20 protein-coding genes and 1 pseudogene are annotated in these 20574 nt (G+C 64.0%); 11 read left to right on the forward strand and 10 right to left on the reverse strand.

Features of this window, described 5'->3' with window-relative positions; all coding sequences use genetic code 11:
• The 9 genes and pseudogenes from BN1233_RS32150 to lptM form a co-directional block, all read right to left on the reverse strand.
• Nucleotides 1-502: pseudogene (locus BN1233_RS32150) on the reverse strand (electron transfer flavoprotein subunit alpha/FixB family protein); the annotation flags it as partial.
• 23 nt (nucleotides 503-525) lie between these two features.
• Complete coding sequence (locus tag BN1233_RS32155) at nucleotides 526-1275, reverse strand: electron transfer flavoprotein subunit beta/FixA family protein (RefSeq protein WP_046867704.1); 750 nt, start codon at nucleotides 1273-1275, stop codon at nucleotides 526-528.
• A gap of 264 nt (nucleotides 1276-1539) precedes the next feature.
• Nucleotides 1540-2244: a rhomboid family intramembrane serine protease gene (locus BN1233_RS32160; protein ID WP_046867705.1), complete on the reverse strand. Its 705-nt coding sequence runs from the start codon at nucleotides 2242-2244 to the stop codon at nucleotides 1540-1542.
• 13 nt (nucleotides 2245-2257) lie between these two features.
• A complete protein-coding gene (locus tag BN1233_RS32165; RefSeq protein ID WP_046867706.1) occupies nucleotides 2258-2833 on the reverse strand; it encodes a cob(I)yrinic acid a,c-diamide adenosyltransferase in 576 nt (191 codons plus the stop codon).
• 117 nt (nucleotides 2834-2950) lie between these two features.
• Complete coding sequence (locus BN1233_RS32170) at nucleotides 2951-3484, reverse strand: acyloxyacyl hydrolase (RefSeq protein WP_244470941.1); 534 nt, start codon at nucleotides 3482-3484, stop codon at nucleotides 2951-2953.
• A 319-nt stretch (nucleotides 3485-3803) separates the two neighbouring features.
• Nucleotides 3804-3995 (reverse strand): twin transmembrane helix small protein, encoded by a 192-nt coding sequence (locus BN1233_RS32175; RefSeq protein WP_046867707.1) that lies wholly within the window; start codon nucleotides 3993-3995, stop codon nucleotides 3804-3806.
• A gap of 107 nt (nucleotides 3996-4102) precedes the next feature.
• The gene (locus BN1233_RS32180) at nucleotides 4103-6733 is read right to left on the reverse strand and encodes a TIGR02302 family protein (protein ID WP_082145777.1); all 2631 of its coding nucleotides are present in this window, start codon (nucleotides 6731-6733) and stop codon (nucleotides 4103-4105) included.
• A gap of 258 nt (nucleotides 6734-6991) precedes the next feature.
• Nucleotides 6992-8272, reverse strand: coding sequence for a diaminopimelate decarboxylase (lysA, locus tag BN1233_RS32185; RefSeq protein WP_046867708.1), 1281 nt, complete (start codon nucleotides 8270-8272; stop codon nucleotides 6992-6994).
• A gap of 129 nt (nucleotides 8273-8401) precedes the next feature.
• Nucleotides 8402-8647: an LPS translocon maturation chaperone LptM gene (gene lptM, locus BN1233_RS32190; RefSeq protein ID WP_048709384.1), complete on the reverse strand. Its 246-nt coding sequence runs from the start codon at nucleotides 8645-8647 to the stop codon at nucleotides 8402-8404.
• Between the two features lie 221 nt (nucleotides 8648-8868).
• On the opposite strand from lptM, the gene tlpA reads away from it, so the two are divergent.
• Nucleotides 8869-9510, forward strand: coding sequence for a thiol:disulfide interchange protein TlpA (gene tlpA / locus BN1233_RS32195; RefSeq protein ID WP_046867709.1), 642 nt, complete (start codon nucleotides 8869-8871; stop codon nucleotides 9508-9510).
• Nucleotides 9511-9738: 228 nt separating this feature from the next.
• Nucleotides 9739-10617, forward strand: a complete 879-nt coding sequence (locus BN1233_RS32200) for a bestrophin-like domain (protein WP_147707668.1) — start codon at nucleotides 9739-9741, stop codon at nucleotides 10615-10617.
• A gap of 18 nt (nucleotides 10618-10635) precedes the next feature.
• On the opposite strand, the gene BN1233_RS47570 is transcribed toward BN1233_RS32200, so the two are convergent.
• Nucleotides 10636-11400, reverse strand: coding sequence for a GntR family transcriptional regulator (locus tag BN1233_RS47570; protein WP_046867711.1), 765 nt, complete (start codon nucleotides 11398-11400; stop codon nucleotides 10636-10638).
• Nucleotides 11401-11671: 271 nt separating this feature from the next.
• Here BN1233_RS47570 and BN1233_RS32210 point away from each other — a divergent pair, with 271 nt between their 5' ends.
• The 9 genes from BN1233_RS32210 (at nucleotide 11672) to BN1233_RS32250 (ending at nucleotide 20425) form a co-directional block, all read left to right on the forward strand.
• Complete coding sequence (locus BN1233_RS32210; protein WP_046867795.1) at nucleotides 11672-12367, forward strand: fumarylacetoacetate hydrolase family protein; 696 nt, start codon at nucleotides 11672-11674, stop codon at nucleotides 12365-12367.
• Nucleotides 12368-12370: 3 nt separating this feature from the next.
• Nucleotides 12371-13258 (forward strand): polysaccharide deacetylase family protein, encoded by an 888-nt coding sequence (locus BN1233_RS32215; protein ID WP_046867712.1) that lies wholly within the window; start codon nucleotides 12371-12373, stop codon nucleotides 13256-13258.
• Nucleotides 13259-13261: 3 nt separating this feature from the next.
• Nucleotides 13262-14122 carry a branched-chain amino acid ABC transporter permease gene (locus BN1233_RS32220; protein ID WP_046867713.1) on the forward strand — a complete coding sequence of 287 codons (861 nt, stop codon included), beginning with the start codon at nucleotides 13262-13264 and terminating at the stop codon, nucleotides 14120-14122.
• Nucleotides 14122-15072 carry a branched-chain amino acid ABC transporter permease gene (locus BN1233_RS32225; RefSeq protein WP_052764020.1) on the forward strand — a complete coding sequence of 317 codons (951 nt, stop codon included), beginning with the start codon at nucleotides 14122-14124 and terminating at the stop codon, nucleotides 15070-15072. The genes BN1233_RS32220 and BN1233_RS32225 overlap by 1 nt, the downstream gene beginning before the upstream one ends.
• A gap of 82 nt (nucleotides 15073-15154) precedes the next feature.
• Complete coding sequence (locus BN1233_RS32230) at nucleotides 15155-16363, forward strand: ABC transporter substrate-binding protein (protein ID WP_063776713.1); 1209 nt, start codon at nucleotides 15155-15157, stop codon at nucleotides 16361-16363.
• Nucleotides 16364-16447: 84 nt separating this feature from the next.
• The gene (locus tag BN1233_RS32235) at nucleotides 16448-17206 is read left to right on the forward strand and encodes an ABC transporter ATP-binding protein (RefSeq protein ID WP_187144422.1); all 759 of its coding nucleotides are present in this window, start codon (nucleotides 16448-16450) and stop codon (nucleotides 17204-17206) included.
• Nucleotides 17199-17903, forward strand: a complete 705-nt coding sequence (locus BN1233_RS32240) for an ABC transporter ATP-binding protein (RefSeq protein WP_046867716.1) — start codon at nucleotides 17199-17201, stop codon at nucleotides 17901-17903. Before BN1233_RS32235 ends, BN1233_RS32240 begins: the two co-directional genes overlap by 8 nt.
• A 25-nt stretch (nucleotides 17904-17928) precedes the next feature.
• Entirely contained in the window at nucleotides 17929-19425 is a 1497-nt protein-coding gene (locus BN1233_RS32245) for an aldehyde dehydrogenase (protein WP_048709390.1), read from the forward strand.
• Nucleotides 19426-19432: 7 nt separating this feature from the next.
• The gene (locus BN1233_RS32250; RefSeq protein ID WP_046867717.1) at nucleotides 19433-20425 is read left to right on the forward strand and encodes an amidohydrolase family protein; all 993 of its coding nucleotides are present in this window, start codon (nucleotides 19433-19435) and stop codon (nucleotides 20423-20425) included.
• Nucleotides 20426-20574 lie beyond the last annotated feature (149 nt).

Genomic DNA, 20574 nt, shown 5'->3' on the forward strand with positions numbered 1-20574 from the left:
CCTCGACCGGCTCGATCGGCGCCGAGCCCCCGTCGCCCGCCGCCGGGAAAGCGGCGGTGCGCACCGTGAGGACCTTCTTGGCGTCCGTGGCCTGCACGGTCTGGAGCGCATTGCCGGCATAGATCGGCCGCTCGAAGGTGTCGGGTGAGACCACCTTCGTGATGTCCGAGACCTGCATGACGTCCAAGAGCGCCGCCACGCGCGGCATCACGTTCTTGCCCGCCGTGGTCGCGGGCGCGACGAGCGCCTCATAGGAGCCCGCGAGCGAGACGATCAGCGCCGCCAAGGGCTCCGCGAGCCCGTGCTCGTAGGCCGGGGCGTCGGCGACGAGAACCTTCTCGACGCCCGCGAGCTTCGCGGCGGCTTCGGCAGCCGGCCCGCAATTCGCGCCGGCGACGAGCACGTGGACGGGTGCCCCGAGGGCTTTGGCGGCCGAGAGCGCCTTGTGGGTGGCGTCCTTCAGCTGGGAGTTGGTGTGTTCGGCAAGGAGCAGGGTGGGCATGGGGTTCTCACCTGGGCGGGCGCTCAGAGCACGCCGGCCTCGACCTTCAGCTTGTTCACGAGTTCGGCGACTGACGCGACCTTGACGCCCGCCTTGCGGCCGCCGGGCTCGACGGTGTTGAGTACCTTGAGGCGCGGCGCGACATCGACCCCGAGCGCCTCGGGGGAGGTCTCGTCGAGCGGCTTCTTCTTGGCCTTCATGATGTTGGGCAGCGAAGCGTAGCGCGGCTCGTTGAGGCGCAGGTCCGTGGTCACGATCGCGGGCAGCTTCAAGCCGACCGTCTGCAGGCCGCCATCGACCTCGCGGGTCACGTCGACCGTGCCGTCACCCACCGACACCTTGTAGGCAAAGGTGCCCTGCGGCCAGCCGAGCAGCGCGGCGAGCATCTGGCCGGTCTGGTTCGCGTCATCGTCGATCGCCTGCTTGCCGAGGATCACGAGCTGCGGGGTCTCTTTCTCGACGATCGCCTTGAGGATCTTGGCAACCGCGAGCGGCTCGACCGCCTGATCGGTCTTGACCAGGATGCCACGGTCGGCGCCCATGGCGAGCGCGGTGCGGATCGTCTCCTGGGCCTGCTGCGGCCCGATCGAGACCGCGACGATCTCCGTGGCCTTGCCCTGTTCCTTGAGGCGCAGCGCCTCTTCGACGGCGATCTCGTCGAAGGGGTTCATCGACATCTTGACGTTCGCGAGCTCGACCCCGGAGCCGTCCGGCTTGACCCGGATCTTCACGTTGTAGTCGACAACTCGCTTGACCGGCACAAGAATCTTCATGAGCACCTCGATCAAAGGCCAGCAACAGCCCGGCTTGAAGCGCCGGCGCACCGAGCCTGGAGGGAAGCGTGGAGCGGTGCGGACCCTAGCGACCGGCTCGCTGTTGTCAACGCACCGAAGTGCGCCTTTGTCAACGCATTGACCCGAGTTGAGCCGGACTCTCCGGTGAGAGGCCCGCGTAGCGCGGCATTTTGCGGGTAGGGGTCATGTTACCGCAGACAATTCCGAGTGCGAACACGGACGGCGACGTCGCGCCTCGGTTCCCTAAGCCCCGGGTTGAGCTTGGGCCTCAACTCGGGCCAGCACGGGGTCGTAGCGACGGCGCATCACGGGGATCAGGATCGCGCCGGCGAGAAACCCGCCGAGATGGGCGAACCAGCCCACGCCATCATCCCCGCCGACCAGAGCCGCCCCGAGTTGCAGGAGAAACCAGAATCCAATCGCCCAGAAGGCCGGGACGCGCAGCGGGATACCCTTCAGAAACAGCCCCCAGACCCGGACCCGGGGGTAGAGAATGAGATAGGCCGCGACCACGCCCGATACCGCACCCGATGCGCCGATGAGCGGGCGTCCGGATTCCGGATCGATCAAAGCATGGGCGAGCCCCGCGACGGCGCCGCACAGGATGAAGAACAGGATGAAGCGCCCGTGGCCCATCGCGTCTTCGACATTGTCACCGAACACCCACAGGAACAGCATGTTGCCCGCGAGGTGGATGAAGGATCCGTGCAGGAAGATGCTCGTCACGAGCGTCAGTTGGGGTGGGATGAAAGGCAGTCCTTCGGGAAGCGCTTCCGTCCCGAACAGGACGGAGGGGATCAGCCCGAAGCCGGCGACTACCCAATCTTCGCCGATCGGCCCGAAGAAGGTGAGGAAATATGCGGCAACACAGAGGGCGATCAGCAGCCTGGTGGCGAACGGCGTCTTCAGATGCTGGAGAGGGATGCCGTCGTGGAGAGGCAGAAACACCGGTCGGCCGCCTTCAGCGATTCTGCCCTGGAACCCATAGGACGTCCCGAGCGCCCTGACCGTTCGCCGATCGGGCTGCTACGAACAGGAAGTCCGAAAGCCGGTTGAGAAACTTCACGGCCGCCGGTGAGACCTTTTCCTGCGGGTCGGCCGCGAGTTCAACGACGAGGCGCTCAGCCCGCCGGCAGACGGTTCGCGCGAGGTGAAGCGCTGCGGCTGCCGGCGATCCGCCCGGCAGGATGAAGGAGCGCAGCGGCTGGAGATGCTCGTTCAGGGAATCGATCTCGCGTTCGAGCCGCTCGACCTGTGCCTCCGTGATGCGCAATGGCTCGTAGGGGAGGGGCTTTCCGGTCTCGGGCGTCGCGAGATCGGCCCCGAGGTCGAACAGGTCATTCTGGATGCGGCCGAGCATCGCGTCGAATTCGCTGCCGGCCGTATGGAGACGGGCCAGCCCGAGGCAGGCATTCGTTTCGTCAACCGTTCCGTAAGCCGTGATTCGGAGGTCGTATTTCGGGCGGCGCTCGCCGGTCGCGAGGGCGGTGGTGCCCTTGTCACCCGTGCGGGTGTAGATGCGATTGAGAACGACCATCCTTAACCTTCCGGCGCACCGCCCGTAGCAGCGATCATGTTCGCCGGCTCGTGAGACTATCGCCGTCGGGTCGGGTTCTCCAGGCTGTCTCGGAGGCGCAAATCGCGCCCGAGAGCCTCAGAAGGTATAGCCGACTCGTGCGCCGATATTCGTCAGGCCGCGATTCTGATCGCAGAGGCCCGCATTCGAAAGGTGCTCGACGGTCGCGAGCAGGCTCCAATTGGCCGACAACCTGACGCCGATCGATCCCGATTCACGGAACAGCGGCGAGCATCCGAGTGCCGCTCGCCCGACCGGTACCGTGTAAGCACTCGTCTCGCCGTTGTGGATCGCCCCGCCGAACGATCCCTCGATGAAGACCCTCGGCGTGATGTCGATGGTCCAGGTCAAGCCCGCATAGGCGAAGCTCGTATTGCCCGAAAAGTTGACGCTCCCGCCGATATGCGGGCGCGGAATGAAATAGCTGGTGAAAAGGTCCGCGGTCGTGAACGGTTTCGCGAACAGGATCTCGCCCGTCAGGTTTGCGGAATTCGACTCAGGCCCCCAAGGGTCCTGCGCGGAGACGCCCAGACGGAATTCCGAGAGCAGCCCGGGCCGTGGAGCGGGCTGGCCTACAGGCCCGAACAGGTCCGGCTGCAGATCCGATGCCATGCCTCCTGAGAGAGAGCCAGCCATGACGAGGAGGCTCAAACCGACGGCGGGCATCACACGCATGGAACGACCTGACAACTGCTGATCCGAAGCAACCGGCTGCGAAGCAGCAGCCGGTGAGCTTGTCCTATAAATCACGGCTCCTGAAAAGTGCCAAAACTTGGGCATTGCAAGAAATGGCGCCCGCGAACTCACAGGACTGTAGCCCGCAAAGTTCGATCAGGTGGTAAAGCAAGTCCGGATTCGCGTGCATGCCGTTGCGTCACCGAGTGGGCGTCATGGTCGATGGGATCAGGCTCGTGATGGCCCCATCATCTATCTATACGGCCCGCCACCAGATCACGCCCATGATGATGATGATCGCGATGAACTGGAGGAGCACTCGCAACCGCATGAGATTCTGCGATCTGTCCGGACTTCCACCGCGCAGCATGTTGAAAAGACCGAGCACGAGCACGATCGCCACGGCGGTGACCGCAATCGGTACGAGAGCTTCGACGAGGGTGTCCATACGTTTTCCATCTGAGTCAGGGCCGGCGCAGGTCTAGCCGGAGGGCGATCGGGCGGACAACATCCGGGGCAGGCTCGTTCGCCGCCCCGTTCCGGCTCCTCGCGCGATCAGTTCCGCCGAAGCAGGCGCTCGAAATATTCGAGCTCCTCCTGCGGGCGGGTAGGGTCTCCGAGCTTGCGCCTGATCTCTTCGAGAATGCGGCGGGCGCGTTCACTGGCGGATTCCGACGCGCTCGGCACCTTCACGCGGCCGTCCGAGTAGTCCCGGCTGCGCGTCGGACGGCCGAGCGGATCGTTGTCCCGCTGGGATGCCTGGCCGCGGCCTTGCGGGTTACCCGGTCGGCCGGGTTGGTCGCCCGCCTGCTCGGTCCCGTCGCCTTCCATCATCTGTTGCATCTGCTGCGCCATACCCTGCATGCCGCGTTGCAGGCCCTCGATCGCGCGGCCCTGTGCATCGACGGCCTGTCCGTCCTGGCCCTGACCGATCGCATTCTCGGCCTCGCGCATGGCCTCCTCGGCATCGGAGAGCCCCTGCTCTCCCTGCATGCCCATACCCTGCATCCGGCGCTGCAACTCCTGCAACCGTTCGCGCAGAGCCTGCTGGCGCTCGCCGAGGCCCTCGCCCTGCTGATCGCCCTGGCCGTTCTCAGCCTGCTCATCGCCTTGCCCCTGCTGGCCCTGCTGGCCTTGTTGCCCTTGCTGTCCGCGCTGGCCTCTCTGACCCTGCTGTCGCTGCCCCGGTTGGCGGTTGCGGTCGCCCTGCTGCATCCGGCGATTCTGCCCCTCCCGGAACGTCTCGTCGCGCAGGCCCTGCTGGTCGCGCGTGAGATTTTCGAGCTCCCTCGCGGCCTGGTCCATCTCGCGGGAGAGCGGGTCAGCCATGCGCGAGTTCGGCTGCGCGTTCTGGAGGTTCTCGAGCATCTGCCGCAGCTGATCGAGAAGGCGCTGGGCCTCCGCAACGTCGCCGCGGCGCATCATCTCCTCCAGCCGGTTCAGCATGTTGTTGAGATCGTCCTGGGTGATGACCCGATCCGGCTGCTGCTGGTTCTGGTTATTCCCCTCCTGTTGCTGACGCTGCATCCGTTCGGCGAATTCGCGCAGGAACTTGTCCATCGCCTGACGCAGCTCGTCTGTGAGGCGCTTGATCTCCTCATTCGGGGCATTCCGATCGATGGCTTCCTGGAGCCTGTCCTGGGCCGCCCGCAATTCCCGCTCCGCCTCGGAAAGATCGCCGTCCTCGATCTGGAGCGCCATCGCCCAGAGCCAGTCTGCGACATCGATGAGTTCTTCGTCCGCCTTGGCGCGCCGCAGGCGCTCGGCCGCCGTGCGCAGGCCCAGAAAGACCCCCCATTCCTTTGTGTAGATCTCCGGAGCGATCAGCAGCGCATCCAGCGCAACCTGGACCCGCTTGCGATCGTCCGGGTCGAGAACGAGATTGCGCCGCTGCTCGACGAGCGCCTTGGCGAGGGGCTTCGTGAACGGGCGCTGGGGCAACGTGAACTCGATGCCTTCGCTCCTGCCCTCCTGACCGGCCTCGTCTCTCGCGGCGAGGGTCAGCCTGATGCGGGCTCCCGCCCAAGGATGATCCGTGAGATCGACCAGCGAGCGCGTGTCGGTCTCTTCCGCGGCCCCCGGAAGAGTGAGCGGCATCTTCGGGGCGGGGACGAGCGTCCGCTTCCCTGTGAAACCCTGACCTTTCTCGACCAAGCCTTCCAGGGCCGTGATCCCGTAATCGTCACGCCCCTTGTAGATCAGCATGAAGGTCCCTCGGGCGTTGACCTCCGGCGGGGCGCTGAACGACACCTCGGGCGGTCTGTCCGGAATCGCCTCGATGCGCAGGCCGACGCCGCCGGTCAAACCGGTCCGGACGGAGAGGTCGGCCGTATCGTCCAGCGTGAAGCGCTGCTCCTGCAGATCCGTCCGCGTGCCTTCCGGCCCTGGGAGACGCGTCAGCCCCTTGCCGGGCGTGATCGTCACGTTGCCTTCTCCGGCGACCCGGACGACCACGGTCGACTTCACGGGGGCGCGGAGGTGCTGCTCACCTCCGGCAAGATCGAGCATGAGGGGGGGCGAGCGCGTATAGAGCGGCGGGTCGATCCAGCCATCGACGCGGAAAGCCGGGCCAGCGGGCGGAGGCGCACGCCAATCGAATGCGGCGGCAAGTCTCGTGCCGATTTCCGGGCCGGCGACGAAGGCGCTCGCGACGACGGCCAGAATGCCCGCGGCCCGCAAGGCAAAACGGTCCCGGCGAGGCATGTCGGGGTGCGGCGGCGCCACCCGCATCTTTTCGACCGTAGCTTGCGCTCGGCGCTGGTGAAGTTCCCACAGGGCGCGGCTTCCGGGATCCGCGGCCCCGAGAGCCAGCGTGTCATCCAAGGCGCGGGCAGGGCCATGTTGGAGGCCGGTGTCGCGGTCCAGGCGATCGAGCGCCGAGGGGCGCTCCGGGAACCGCAGGCGTACCAGAGACCAGAGTGAAATCAGAAAGGCGGCGGTGAAGAGCGCGAGGCCGGCCGTCCGCGAAAGGGGTGTCGCGTCGAGCCAGATGCCGAGCCAGGAGACCGTCAGGAAGACGAGCAGGATCGTGATCGGGACCCAAAGGAGCGGCCATGCGCGCTCCCACCAGAGCGCCCATTTCGCGCGGCTGACCAGCTGCTCGAGACGGCTCTGGAACGTCGTCTGCCCGCTTTTGCGGTTCGAAGCGGGAGGCGGAGGCAGACCGCCGCCCAGATTGTCGCTCATGCCGCTGTCTCCAGCTGGCGCGGATCGTCCACGCTAAACGCCCCAGGCCGCCAAAAGTAGCACGGCAAGCCTCACAGGCCAGCAGTCAATCGGGCGCAGCCGTTACCCTGTGGGTATGGATGGGCCTTTCTCGCGGGCGCGCGCCTGCTTGCCTCTTCCGCCTTTGCCAGCCGCAGGCGAAGCCATCCAACCTTACAGCGGCAGTGCCGCTGGATCGCTTTGCTCCGCTCGCGATGGCAGGATGCCGCTCACATGGGCCTATTTCGCCTCGTCCTGGAGCCAGGCCGGAATACGATCGAGAGCGATCATGTCCTCATAGCGGGGTCGAGGGCGGATGACCGTGTGCTGCGCACCTTTGACCATCACCTCGGGGACGAGCAACCGCGTGTTGTAGGTCGAAGCCTGAACGGCCCCGTAGGCCCCGGCTGTCATCACGGCCAGAAGATCGCCAGGCTTCACGTTCGGCATCCTGCGGGCGAGCGCCAGGTAGTCGCCCGTTTCGCAGACCGGGCCGACGACATCGGCCACGATCCGGGCGCTTCCGGCTGGCGGAGCGACCACCGGCTTGATGTCGTGGTGAGCGTCGTAAAGGGTGGGGCGGATGAGATCGTTCATCGCAGCGTCGACGATGACGAAGGTCTTGCCGTCGCCGTGCTTCACGTAGATCACGCGCGTCACCAGGATGCCGGCATTGCCCGAGATCAGCCGCCCGACCTCGAAGATCAGCTTCAGGCCGAGTCCCTCGGTCCTGCGCTTGATCAACTCCGCATAGGCCTCCGGGTGAGGAGGCGGTTCGTCGTCCTCGCGATACGGAACGCCGAGGCCGCCGCCGAGATCGAGGTGATCGAGACGATGACCATCGGCCATGAGATCACGGGCGAGCTCCGCGATCAGGATCGTCGCATTGTCGAACGGTCCGAGTTCCGTGATCTGGCTACCGATATGCATATCGACGCCCGTGATCTCGATGCCGGGCAGCCGGGCCGCTTCCGCATAGACCTCCCGGGCCCGTCGGAGCGGGATTCCGAACTTGTTCTCCGACTTTCCGGTGGAAATCTTGCGGTGGGTGCGCGCGTCGACATCCGGATTCACGCGGATCGAGATCGGCGCCTTGCGTCCGCGCGAGACGGCAACCTCTGACAATGCCAGAAGCTCCGGTTCGGATTCGACGTTGAAGCAAAGGATGCCGGCATCGAGGGCGGCCGCCATCTCCTCCCGGGTCTTGCCGACGCCGGAGAACACGATGCGCGAGCCCGGAACGCCTGCTGCCAAAGCGCGTCGCAACTCCCCTTCGGAGACGATGTCCATGCCCGCCCCGAGGCGGGCGAGCGTACGCAGCACCGCCTGGTTCGAATTCGCCTTCATGGCATAGCAGACGAGGGTGTCGAGGCCCGAGAATGCGCCTGAGAAGACCAGATAGTGGCGCTCGAGGGTCGCCGACGAATAGCAATAGAAAGGTGTGCCGACCTCTGAGGCGAGTGCCCGGAGATCGACGTCCTCGGCGTGCATGACGCCGTCACGATACGCAAAATGATGCATGGAGCGGCCGTTGAGATGCGCCTTTTTGAAGATTGGGCATGCGCCTTGCCGGTGTCCTGTGCAAGCGCCCAGGACGGGAATCGAGCTAGTGATCCGCCAGTTGGATGCGCGGAACCGCGATCGGTGACCCTACAGGAGCGGATCCAGAATGAACGGCTCTTTGGGGATCACATAGCCGCGTTGGGGCTTCTCGCGTGGGGTTCCTACGGGCGAGGGGAGGGTGCCCTGCCCCTCGGGGCGGCTTGCTTCCGCCTGCTTCGCTGCGGCAGGATCGGGCGGCGCCTCGAGGGCTCCGCGCCGGCCGCAGGCAGAAAGCGCAAGGAGGAGACCGGCCGCGACCAGGACGCCGCGGGTGAGAGAGAGACGTAAGGGCATCGACGACTCCGAAGGCCGCGCACCATAACGGCAAGGGTTGCCGAGCCCAAGCGCGAACATCAGGGAGCGGGGCCGGCGATGCGAGGAAGGCGCGAAAGCTTGACGCTCCCGGACGGTCTTGAGGTTACTCGCACAGTTCGCCACATCGGGGTCACGATGACGAGCTTCAGTCCTTTGCAGTCCCTCATGTGCGCCGCGGCGCCTCTCACACCTGTTGACTCATGATCACGAGATCCTACGCCCTGCGGCGCGTGCTGCCGGCCGCAGCCGCCCTCGTCGTGGTGCTTGGCGCCGCGCTGGCCCTTTTACCCAACGGAACGGGTAACGGCGCGGATATCGCGGCCTGTCGTGCGGCTGAGAATACGGTCGAAAGACTGAAGCCGCTCGCGAAAGGGGATGTCGCCGCCATCACGTTCCCGCGGCCGTCCCTGCCGCCCGCGGCCGAGTTCCAGGGGCCCTCGGGCGAGCCTCTGACCCTTGAGAGCTTCAAGGGACGCACGGTGCTCGTCAATCTTTGGGCAACCTGGTGTCTGCCCTGCCGCGAGGAGATGCCGGCCCTGAACACCCTCCAGGAGGAACTCGGAGGGCCCGAGTTCGAGGTGGTCGCGATCAACGTCGACACCCGCCAACTCGACAAGCCGCGCCAGTGGCTCGCCGAGCACAAGATCGATGATCTCACCTATTATGCCGATCCAAGCGGGCGTCTCCTCCAGGTCCTGCAGAAATCCGGGCACCTCGTCGGACTGCCGACGTCCTTCATCCTTGACCCGAACGCCTGCGAGGTCGCGCTTCTGAAAGGCCCGGCCGATTGGAGTGGGCAGGACGCGCTCGCCTTCACGCGCGCGGCGCTCGGCCGGAGCTGATCCAAGCCCGGCAGGCCCCGCTGCCATTTGTCCCGGCTGGATCAGGGGACTCACCCTGAGTGAACCTTGCTGTAATCGGTCCGGGCGCGCAGAGCGGTATCGAGTGACGTCGCGTGTGGTCCTTAACCGGCCCGCATGAGTTGCACACAGAGGCTTCGGAGGCTTGCCAATCCTCAGATACCCCGTGGTGCTGGGCGCGCTATGCAGCCGGTTGTCGGGGATTGACCAGTGTGCCTCCGCACACAGAATGTGCTTGGCTATAGAACGCTCACAGTCGTGTATTCTGGGATGGGGACCATCGAGAGAGCGGGCCAGGTCGTGATCGACTGGTTGCACGAACTTCCTCCCGTGCTCGGCGCCGCATTCGTGTGCGGGTGCTTCCTGGTCGTCACGCTCATCGGCTCGGCCTATCTGCAGCCGACCTTCGGGCGGCTGCTGCAGGGCGAAAGGGAGCCCAACACGCTCGTCGGCCTGCTCCTGAGCACCTTCTCACTGTATTATGGTGTCCTGCTGGCTCTGCTCTCGGTTGCAGTCTTCGCCAATTACGACAAGGCGCAGGACACGGTCGGCCTGGAGGCCACGAGCCTCATCGCGCTATATCGCGAGTTCAGCGGATATCCTGAGCCGGTCCGCACATCCTTGGCAGAAACCCTGCGTCGCTATGTCGACGAGGAGACTGGCTCCGGCTGGAGTGAGCAGCATCGGAACCGGGCTTCCGGACCAGGGGGGCTGCTGGTGGACGAACTCAACCGTCAGCTGGTGAGCTTCAGGCCGAACCGCGAAACCGGTGAAGACGTGCTCCACCGCGAGACACTGCAGACATTCGGCGAGTTCGTCGAGCGTCGGCGCGCCCGTATCCAGGCTGCCGGGACGAGCATTCCGCCGGTGATCTGGAACGTCGTCCTGATCGGGGCGGTCCTCAACGTCTTCGTTCTTTGGCTGTTCGATCTGAAGCGAATGAGCCACTTCATCATGGGCGGCGTGCTGACGATCTTCATCGGCCTCGTCGTCTATATGGTTGCCGTGCTGGACCAGCCGTTTCGCGGGGCGCATGGGCTTCCACCCGACGAACTCGTCGAAGCACGCCAGCAGATGAACCCGCGATAGAGGGAGACCGGCTCTGCCCTATTCGGAATCCCGCAGAGCCTGTGCGGCGCTCATAGCCTCGGCCGCTGTCGTACTCGCTGAAAGGGAACGGATTAGTGAGCCTTTCACTCTCTCAACGTGATCCCGCATCAGAAGCTCTGCGCGCCCGGCATCGCGCTCGAGAATGGTTTCGTAAATGCGGTGATGATCGTCATGCCGGCGGCGCACGTCGTGATGTTCGAACGCGATGACGTTGCGATGTGACGAGGGGGCAACTTGCTGTGACATCCGCAGCATGTCGCGCAACATTCTCGACTGGCCTGCATTGTGGATGGCGCTGTGGAAGGCGGCGTTGATCTCGCCATAAGTGCTCCGATCCGTGGGGGATAGATCGCCCTTCTGCAGCAACTCGTCTCCGTCCTTCAGCGCTTTCTTGATAGCGACATGCTCCTCCGGACCCAGGCCGAGCAAGGCTGCGCGCTTGGCGGCCAGTCCCTCGAGAGCGGCTCGAATTTCGTAGGCCTGGACGATCTCTTCGACGGAGAATCCGCGCACATAGTAGCCGCGATTGGGGATGTGATCGAGCAATCCTTCGCCCGCGAGCGACTGCAGCGCTGCCCGTATCGGCGTGCGCGAAACCTGCAATGTTTCCGAGAGCGTGACTTCATAGAGGCGCTCGCCCGATTGAAACTGTCCGGCAAGAATCGAGCATCTCAGCCACTCTGTAATGGATACACTTCGGGTCGGGGCTTCGAGGTCTGCCGCAGTCCCGGATTTTGGTTCCCGTTCACCCGCTACCGTCATTGCCTTGCAATCGCTCCAACTAAGATGTTTTCGTTCCAGCAAGTTTTGGAACCGAGCTTTGCAGCGAGCCAAGCTCTCGGTCGGAGCTGGAGGTCGGCCATTCCCAGTTCGCCTTGGGAGGAATGTATACATCTTAGCTTGACTACGTCGGGAATGGCTATAGCCTCGCTTCCAAGCCCCGGATCGCCCGCATGCGGGGTCCCGACAAACGACAGGAGCAGATTGATGTGCAGGATCACGCTTCGCAGCCTCCTCGATGCAGGTCGGTGAGATGGCATTCGTTTTTCCGCCATCCGTCACGACGCTCGCCATCGTCGGCGGCGAGGATCGCTTTCCCGTCCGTCGCGTGTATTGCGTGGGCCGAAACTACGTCGCGCATATCCGCGAAATGAAGGAGGGCGACGAGCGTGATCCGCCGTTCTTCTTCCAGAAGCCGTCAGACGCCGTCGTCTCCGAGGGCGCGGTCGTGCCCTATCCACCGGCAACCGAGGATTTCCAGTTCGAGGTCGAACTGGTCGTCGCCATCGGCAAGACCGCTCGCAATGTGCCCGTTGCGAGTGCCCTCGACGTCGTTTTCGGCTATGGCATCGGCGTTGATCTGACCCGCCGGGATCGTCAGCGCGAATCCTTCAAGAAGGGGCTGCCGTGGGAAATCGGCAAGTCCTTCGACCACTCGGCGCCCTGCGGCCCGCTGCACACGGTAGCGTTGGTCGGCCATCGTCTCGAAGGCGGTATCTCCCTTTCGGTCAATGGCGAGGTGCGCCAGCAAGGCGACCTCAGGCAAATGATCTGGAACACGCCCGAGATCATCGCCAATCTGTCGACGCAATATCGCCTGGAGCCCGGCGATCTCATCCTGACCGGCACGCCGGCCGGCGTCGGGGCCGTGGTCCCCGGCGACCGGATCAACGCTTCCATCGAGGGCCTGTTGCCCTTCTCGTTCTCCATCGGCCCCGAAGAGGCGTAGGTCATGTTGCCGACCGAACGGATTGCATTTTCGGCCATCACCGAGCGCCCGCCGCTCAAGCTGCCGGGCAATGCCCGCATGGTAGTCTGGGTCATCGTCAACATCGAGGAGTGGGATCCGAAGGAAACCATGCCGCGAACGGTGTTGACGCCGCCCGCTGGCGGTTCGCCCTCGCCGGACATCCCGAACTGGGCCTGGCACGAATATGGCAACCGGGTCGGGTTCTGGCGGCTCCTCGAAGCGCTCGACAATCATGGCATCAAGGCCGTGCTGGCGATTAACGGCAAGGCGGTCTCCACCTACGAGCCGATTTCCCGCGCGGCGCTCGATCGCGGCTGGGAGTTCATGGGCCATGGCTTCGGCCAGAAGAACATGCAGAAGGTCCCGGACGAGCGGGAGGACATTCGCAAGACCGCGGATGCCATCAAGGCCTTTACCGGAAAGGCTCCGCGCGGATGGCTCGGTCCGGGGCTCACCGAGACCTGGGAAACCCCCGACCTCCTCGTCGAAGTGGGATTCGATTATGTCTGCGATTGGGTTCTCGACGACGAACCGGTCGTGCTCAAGACCCGCACCAAGCCCATCGTCAATATTCCCTATACGCAGGAATGCAATGACGTCGCCATGATGCTGATCCAGCACCACAAGGCGACGGAGTACCATGATCGCGCCATGGATCAGTTCGAGCAGATCTATCACGACAGCGCCGACTCGGCCCGCGTGATGGCGCTGGTGGTGCATCCCTACATCATGGGAGCACCGCACCGGGCCAAGCATTTCCGCCGTATCCTGGAAAAGATCAGCCACCGGCCGGACGTCGTGTTCTGGACCGGCGAGCAGGTCTATGACTGGTACCTGAGTCAGCGCCCCGATGCATTGCGTGGGGACTGACCTTTGGCCAGCCTCAACCTTGCTCAGTTTCTCAATGGACTGACCTTCGCAGCGCTCCTCTTCATCGTGGCCTCCGGCTTCACGCTGATTTTCGGATTGCTGCGCATCGTCAATCTCGCGCATGGTGCGCTGTATCTGTTCGGTGGCTATATCGGCTTTTCAGTCGCCGGAGCGACGGGCAATTTCGCGCTTGGCGCGCTGGCCTCCATGCTCTGCGTGGCGCTGATGGGGGTGGTGCTCAACGTCGGACTCCTGCGCTTCGTGCAGGGGTACGAATTGCGACAGGTGCTCCTAACCCTCGGTGTCGCCTTCGTGCTCAACGATCTCGCGCTCGTCATATGGGGCGGCGACACATTCTCGATGCCCGTCCCGGAAATGTTCCGCGGAGCGGTGCGGGTCGCCGGGGTGTTCTATCCGAAGTACCGGCTGTTCGTGCTCGGGCTCGGCATCGTCGTCTTCATCGCGCTCTGGCTGCTGCTCAATCGCACGCGCCTCGGAGCGTTGATCCGCGCCGGTGTGGACGATGCCGAGATGGTCGAGGCGATGGGCATCAACATTCGCCGGGTGTTTCTCGCCACCTTCATGCTCGGCGCCTCGCTGGCCGGCCTGGGCGGAGCCGTAGGCGGTGCATTCCTGACCCTCTATCCGACGGCGGATGCCGAGATCCTCGTGTTCTCGCTCGCGGTCGTGATCATCGGCGGGCGTGGAAGCCTCGTCGGCGCTGCGGTCGGTGCGCTCCTCGTCGGCCTGCTTAATACCATTGGGCAAGTCATGTTCCCCGAACTCGCCTATTTCGTGATCTTCGGTCCCATGGCGGCCATTCTCGCATTCCGGCCGCTCGGGCTGTTCGGGAGGGCTGCCTAATGGCGAACGGGCATGTCTCTCCGCGCTTCCCGGTCGTACCTCTCGCGGTGATCCTCGTCGTCTTCGGCGCATTGCCTTTGTTCGCGTCCAGCTATCAGACCAGCATCGCCAGCGAAGTGCTCATTTTTGCGCTGCTCGCCATGTCGATCGACGTGCTCGCAGGCTATGCCGGCCGCACGTCTCTCGGGCACGGCGCCATTTTCGGTGTGTCGACCTATGTGGTGATCTACTGGACCTCGGTCATGGGTGGGTCTCCCTGGGTCGCCGTGTTGCTCGGAGTCCTGGCGGCCACCGCGATCGCCTCGGTGTTCGCCCTGCTCGCCGTGCGGGTCAGTGGAGTCTACTTTCTCTTGCTGACGCTGGCGCTCGGAATGATCGTCTGGGGCGTCTGCCTGCGCTGGACGAGCGTGACCGGTGGCGAGAACGGGATCCGCGGCGTCGGCCGCCCGGACATCATCGCCGATCCCGTCGTCTTCTTCTATGTGACGCTCGCGACGGTTCTGCTCTTCACCGCCGTCGTCTGGCGGTTCGTCCAGTCGCCGTTCGGGCTCACCTTGCGCGGCATCCGCGACAGCGAAAGCCGGATGAACAGCCTCGGCTACAGCACCGCAGTCCATATGTTCATTGCGTTCACGATCACGGGCGTTTTCGCCGGTGTGGCGGGCGCGCTCTACGCACTGTTCAACGATTTCGTCAGCCCTTCGACCGTGCAGCTATCACAATCCGTGGAGGGGCTGCTGATGGCGATCATCGGGGGCGTCGGGACGCTGTTCGGAAGCTTCGTCGGCGCTGCGGCCATCATCCTCCTCGAGAACTTCGTCAGCCAGTTCACGCCGCGCTGGCCCATGGTTCTCGGGTTCATGTTCATCGGTACCATGATCTTCGCGCCCGAGGGCGTCCTCGGCGCTGCGAGCAAGCTCTTCCGACCAGCACGAAAGCGGAAGCCTTAACAAGCGTTAACAAAGAAAGAGAGAGGGAAACATGGATCGCAGGCAATTCTTGAAGACATCCGGACTGGCCCTGGGAGCTTCGATGACGGGCACCGTTGCGGCTCCGTTTGTTGCGAGAGCGCAGTCCGGGCCGATCCGGATCGGTCTGATGGCCCCCCTCAGCGGCGTCGTGGCGGCCGGCGGGCGCGAAATCGTCGAAGGCTTCAACATGTTCTGGGAGGAGCGCGGCAAGGCCATCGCCGGGCGCCCGGTCGAGGTGATCGTCGAGGACGATGCCGGAAACCCGGACACGGCGCTCCAGAAAGCTCGCCGCCTCGTGGAGCAATCGAAGGTCGACTTCCTGTTCGGCAACCTCCTCGCCAATACGGGTCTTGCCGTCGCAAACTACGTCAAGGGGAACGGCGTCCCGTATTTCATTCCGGTTATCGCCGCCGACGACCTCACGCAGCGCGACCGCGTGAGGAACGTTATTCGCGTCGCCGGCTACACCGCCAGCCAGATGCCGCGCCCGCTCGCCGACTGGGCGCTCAAGCAGGGCTACAAACGCGTTGCCACGATCGCGCAGGACTATACCTTCGGTCACGAGCAGTGCGCGGGCTTCGCTCAGGTGTTCACGGAGGGGGGCGGCAAGATCGTGGGGCAGCTCTGGAATCCGCTGAACACCGCCGATTTCAGCCCTTATATCGGCCAACTCGGCAGCATGAACGTGGACGCGATCTTTGCGATGGAACTCGGCGCGGACGCGACGCGGTTCATGCAGCAATATTCGAACTTCGGCCTGAAAGGCCAAATTCCGCTCCTTGGGGCCCAGAACTTCACGGATCAGTCTGTGATCCGCACGATGGGAGAGGAGTGTGACGGCATCGTATCGTCGGCGCATTTTGCCGAGGGATCGGACAATCCCGAAACGCAGAAGTTCGTGAAAGCCTATTCTGCGAAGTATGGAAAGCTGCCGTCGCTCTATGGCTTCTCGCACTATTCCGGCGCACTCTGGGTCGGCCAGGTCATCGAGCAACTCAAGGGCGATATCTCCAACCGTGATGCCTTCATCGATGCCGTTCTGAAGAGCGAGCTCACCAACTCGCCGCTCGGCCGCCCGGTGCGCTTCGATGACTACGGCAATCCGATCTACGACGTCTACATCCGCAAGGTTCAGAAGAACGCCGACGGCAAGTACTGGAACGTGCCGATCGAGACCTATTCCGCCGTTTCGCAGTTCTGGACCTACGATCCAGCACAGTACCTGAAGTCGCCGCCGTTCTCGCGCGACAACCAGGGCATCAAGAAGTAGGCGAGCGGTCCGCACTGAACTTCCCCGGAGGCGCCGCCCAGCCGAGGCGGCGCCTTCCGAATGAGACAGCAAAGAGCCGAACACGTGTCAGAAGCCGCGCTTGAGTTGGAGAATGTCGTCGTCGCCTTCGGAGCGCTGCGGGCCGTCGATAACGTGTCGATCTCGGTACAAGAGGGCGAACGACGCGCCATCATCGGTCCGAACGGCGCCGGAAAGACCACGCTGTTCAATGCCATCACCGGCGTGAATCCGCCGACCTCCGGACGCATCGTCTTCGAGGGCGCGACCGTCACGCGAAAACCTGCTCATGTGCGCGCCCGGATGGGAATGAGCCGGACGTTTCAGATCACCAACCTGTTCCCGCGACTCACCGTGGCCGAGAACATGCAGCTTGCCCTCCGCGGTACCGGCCGCGGCAAGTTCTCGCTCTTCGGGTCCATGCACCTGACCTCCGACGAGGAAGAGCGCGTGGCGTCTGCGCTTTCGATTTCGAGGCTCCACGAACGCGGCTCCACGGCGGTGCATGAACTCTCCTATGGCGAGCAGCGCCAGCTCGAAATGGCCATGGCTCTCGTGACCAAGCCGAGACTCCTGCTGCTCGACGAGCCGGCCGCGGGCCTGTCGCCGGCCGAACGCGTAATCGTATCCGACATCATCCGTTCTCTGCCGCGCAATCTGACGATGGTGCTCATCGAGCACGACATGGAGCTCGTCCTGAAGCTCGTGGACTACGTCACCTGTCTGAACAACGGCCAGATGCTGGCCGAGGGATCGCCGGACAGCATCAGCACTGATCAGCGCGTGCAGGACGTCTATCTCGGAAAGGCCCGCGATCATGCTTGAGGTCAAGGACCTTCACAGCTTCTATGGCGAGGCACATGTGCTGCATGGCGTGACGCTGACTGTCAGGCCGAGCGAGGTCGTCGCGCTCCTCGGCCGCAACGGCATGGGCAAGACCACCCTGATCCGCTCGATCATGCGGTTGGCTCAGCCGCAGGTCAGAGGAGGTTCCTTGCACTGGAAAGGCGAGGAACTGCACGACCTGACACCCCACGAAGTCGCAAAGCGTCGCATCGCGCTGGTGCCTCAGGGGCGCAGGCTGTTTCCGTCTCTCAGCGTAACCGAGCACCTCACGATATTGAAGCCCGCCAGTGCGAAAGACGGTTGGACTGTCGAGCGGGTTTTCGAGATGTTCCCGCGCCTCGCCGAGCGCCGGCACCATCGTGGCAACCAGCTTTCGGGCGGAGAGCGCCAGATGCTCGCGGTCGGCCGTGCGCTGATGATCGACCCGGAACTCATCCTGATGGACGAGCCGACGGAAGGGCTGGCGCCCGTGATGGTGCAGCATCTTGAGTCCATCATCTCCGATCTCGGCAGGACCGGCCTCGCCATCCTGCTCGTCGAGCAGAATCTCTACAGCGCGTTGTCGGTCGCCGACCGTCTCTACGTCCTCGAGACCGGCAAGGTCGTTCACGAGGCGAGTGCCGACGCGGTTCGCAAGGACCAGGGTCCACTGATGCGCTTCCTCGGTGTCCACTGACTGTCGCAGCAACAGGAGGATCGGAGTGACACTCGGACCATGGGGCCTGTTCATCGACGGCACCTTCCGCCCCGCCGTGTCGGGCCGCACGTTCCAAATCGAGAATCCGAAGAATGGTTCGACGATTGCAGAGGTCGCGGAAGGGGCGACCGAGGACATTGAGATCGCCATCATAGCCGCCGAGCGAGCCTTTCCGGTCTGGTCCGCACTAACGGGCGCCGAACGCGCCGATATCATGCATTGCGCTGCCGAGGTTCTAAGGCGGCGCCTGCCTGACCTCGTATCCTTGGAAGTCGACCAGATCGGCCGGCCGCGCCGCGAAATGGCGGCTCAGCTCGCACGATTGCCGGAATGGTTCGCCTATTTCGGCGCCGTGGCACGGACCCATGAGGACACCGTTCCTCCATTCGCGGGGAACTATCTCAATTACACCCGGCGCGTGCCGCTCGGCGTGGTTGGGCATGTCACGCCCTGGAACCACCCGCTTCTGATCCTCACCAAGAAGGTCGCGCCGTCTCTTGCTTCGGGCAACACGATGGTGGTCAAGCCATCGGAGCTTGCGCCAGTCACGCCCCTTCTTCTCGGCGAAATCCTCAAGGAAGCAGGCGTCCCTGACGGGGTCTACAATGTGGTTCCGGGCTTCGGCGGAACAGCCGGCCTCGCCTTGTCCTCGCATCCGCGCGTTCGCAAGATCGATCTCACCGGCGGCACCGAGACGGGCAAGGCGGTCGCGTCCATTGCCGGCCGGAACCTCGTCAAGGTCGCTGCCGAACTCGGCGGCAAGGCCGCCGTCATCGCCTTTCCCGATAACGATATCGATCGCACCGTGGCGGCGACCTTGTTTGCATCCTTCATCGCGGCCGGCCAGACCTGCGTGCAGGGGGCACGCCTTCTCGTGCACCGGTCGATTCACGACGAGGTCGTGGCGGAACTCATCCGGCGCACCGGCGAGATCCGGCTTGGCGATCCCCAGCTCGAGGCCACCCAAATGGGGCCGTTGGTATCGAAGAAGCAGCGCGATCTCGTCGAAACTTATATTCGTATCGGTCAGGAGGAGGGCGCGACGCTTGCCTTCGGGGGCTCACGCCCCGAAGAGGTAGCATTTGCGGATGGCTACTATCTGCTGCCCACTATCTTCACCGATGTGAAGCCGGATATGCGCATCGCTCAGGAGGAAATCTTCGGTCCCGTCGTCTGTGTCATGCCGTTCGACACCGAGGAGGAGGCGATCGCGATTGCTAACGGCACGGAGTTCGGGCTTGCAACGAGCATCTGGACGCGTGACGTCGCGCGCGCTCATCGCGTCGCACACCGGCTCCAGAGCGGAATCGTCTGGATCAACGATCATCACAGGATCGATCCGGCCTCGCCCTGGGGCGGCTTCAAGATGAGCGGCATTGGGCGCGAGAACGGGCTCGTCGCTTACGAGGAATACACCCAGATCCAGAACATCATTGTCAATCTCTCCGACGCCGTATTCGACTGGTATGCGGACGACGATCAACCCAAGCGGTACAGCTAGAACCTCAATGAAGATCGACTTTCACAGCCACGTCATTCCACCGTCCTTCGTGGCGGCCGTCGAGAACGGGCCCGCACGCCTGAAGGCGCGCGTCCTGGGGTCTGGGAGCGACCGCACGGTGGTGCACGATCAAGGCTACGCCTATCCGTTGTTTTCGGAATTCATCAGTGTCGATGCCAAGATCGCTGCCATGGACCGGAAGGGTATCGATATCTCGGTCATCTCGCCGGCTCCGCCGACCTTCACCTATTGGGCCGAACGGGATCTGGCCATCGAGGTAACGCGTCTCGTGAACGACGGCGTTGCCGAAATGGTGTCCGCTCGCGCAGAGCGCCTGCGGGGCATGGGCATTCTGCCGATACAAAATCCTGACGCTGCCATCGCCGAACTCGAGCGCATCGTCGGGATGCATGGTTTCCGCGCGGTCGAGATCGGGACCAGCATCGAAGGCGTGAAGCTCACGGACGAACGCTTCGCCCCGGTTTTGCGGCGGGCTGCCGAGCTGGGCGTCTTCATCCTGGCGCACCCTTACTACATCGGAAACAAGGCGGGGCTCGAGGATTATTACCTGACCAACCTGATCGGCAATCCGCTCGAGACCACGTTGATGGTGGCTGATCTGATGTTCAGCGGTACCCTGGACCGGTTGCCGGATCTGAAGATCGGCCTGGCTCATGGCGGGGGCTTCACGCCCTACCAGATCGGACGACTCGTGCACGGCCACAAGGTCCGCAGCGAGACGCATGCGAATACCGTAACGTCGCCGCTCGATCTGCTGCGGCGGTTCTACTTCGACAGTGTCGTGTTCGAACCACAGGCGCTGGCCTATCTGGCCCGGCTCGTTGGTGCCGAGAGGGTGTTCCTGGGCACCGATGCGCCATTCGATATGGGGGACGAAGACCCGTTGAAGACCCTTGCGGATGCGCACGGCTTGACCAGCACGGAGCGCGCCCGGATTGCCGGACAGACGGCCCTCCGGCTCCTCGGCGAAGCGGAATAGAGGCGAGCATGAGCAACAGCGAAATCGGATCAAGCTTGCGCGGACGGCTCGACTTTGAGCCCATCAACCAGCGCAGGCCGCTGAAGCTGCCCGGCGGGGCTCGCGTTGCGGTGTGGACCATCGTCAATGTCGAGAACTGGCGCCCGACC

It is taken from the genome of Microvirga massiliensis, from assembly GCF_001006805.1.
Taxonomy (GTDB): Bacteria; Pseudomonadota; Alphaproteobacteria; order Rhizobiales; family Beijerinckiaceae; genus Microvirga; species Microvirga massiliensis.

Coding starts and splice junctions, on each gene's coding strand:
- BN1233_RS32155 (WP_046867704.1), bottom strand. CDS start 1,275: ATGAAGATTCTTGTGCCGGTCAAGCGAGTTGTCGACTACAACGTGAAG.
- BN1233_RS32165 (WP_046867706.1), bottom strand. CDS start 2,833: ATGGTCGTTCTCAATCGCATCTACACCCGCACGGGTGACAAGGGCACC.
- BN1233_RS32170 (WP_244470941.1), bottom strand. CDS start 3,484: ATGGCATCGGATCTGCAGCCGGACCTGTTCGGGCCTGTAGGCCAGCCC.
- BN1233_RS32175 (WP_046867707.1), bottom strand. CDS start 3,995: ATGGACACCCTCGTCGAAGCTCTCGTACCGATTGCGGTCACCGCCGTG.
- BN1233_RS32180 (WP_082145777.1), bottom strand. CDS start 6,733: ATGAGCGACAATCTGGGCGGCGGTCTGCCTCCGCCTCCCGCTTCGAAC.
- lysA (WP_046867708.1), bottom strand. CDS start 8,272: ATGCATCATTTTGCGTATCGTGACGGCGTCATGCACGCCGAGGACGTC.
- lptM (WP_048709384.1), bottom strand. CDS start 8,647: ATGCCCTTACGTCTCTCTCTCACCCGCGGCGTCCTGGTCGCGGCCGGT.
- tlpA (WP_046867709.1), top strand. CDS start 8,869: ATGATCACGAGATCCTACGCCCTGCGGCGCGTGCTGCCGGCCGCAGCC.
- BN1233_RS47570 (WP_046867711.1), bottom strand. CDS start 11,400: ATGACGGTAGCGGGTGAACGGGAACCAAAATCCGGGACTGCGGCAGAC.
- BN1233_RS32210 (WP_046867795.1), top strand. CDS start 11,672: ATGGCATTCGTTTTTCCGCCATCCGTCACGACGCTCGCCATCGTCGGC.
- BN1233_RS32215 (WP_046867712.1), top strand. CDS start 12,371: ATGTTGCCGACCGAACGGATTGCATTTTCGGCCATCACCGAGCGCCCG.
- BN1233_RS32225 (WP_052764020.1), top strand. CDS start 14,122: ATGGCGAACGGGCATGTCTCTCCGCGCTTCCCGGTCGTACCTCTCGCG.
- BN1233_RS32230 (WP_063776713.1), top strand. CDS start 15,155: ATGACGGGCACCGTTGCGGCTCCGTTTGTTGCGAGAGCGCAGTCCGGG.
- BN1233_RS32240 (WP_046867716.1), top strand. CDS start 17,199: ATGCTTGAGGTCAAGGACCTTCACAGCTTCTATGGCGAGGCACATGTG.
- BN1233_RS32250 (WP_046867717.1), top strand. CDS start 19,433: ATGAAGATCGACTTTCACAGCCACGTCATTCCACCGTCCTTCGTGGCG.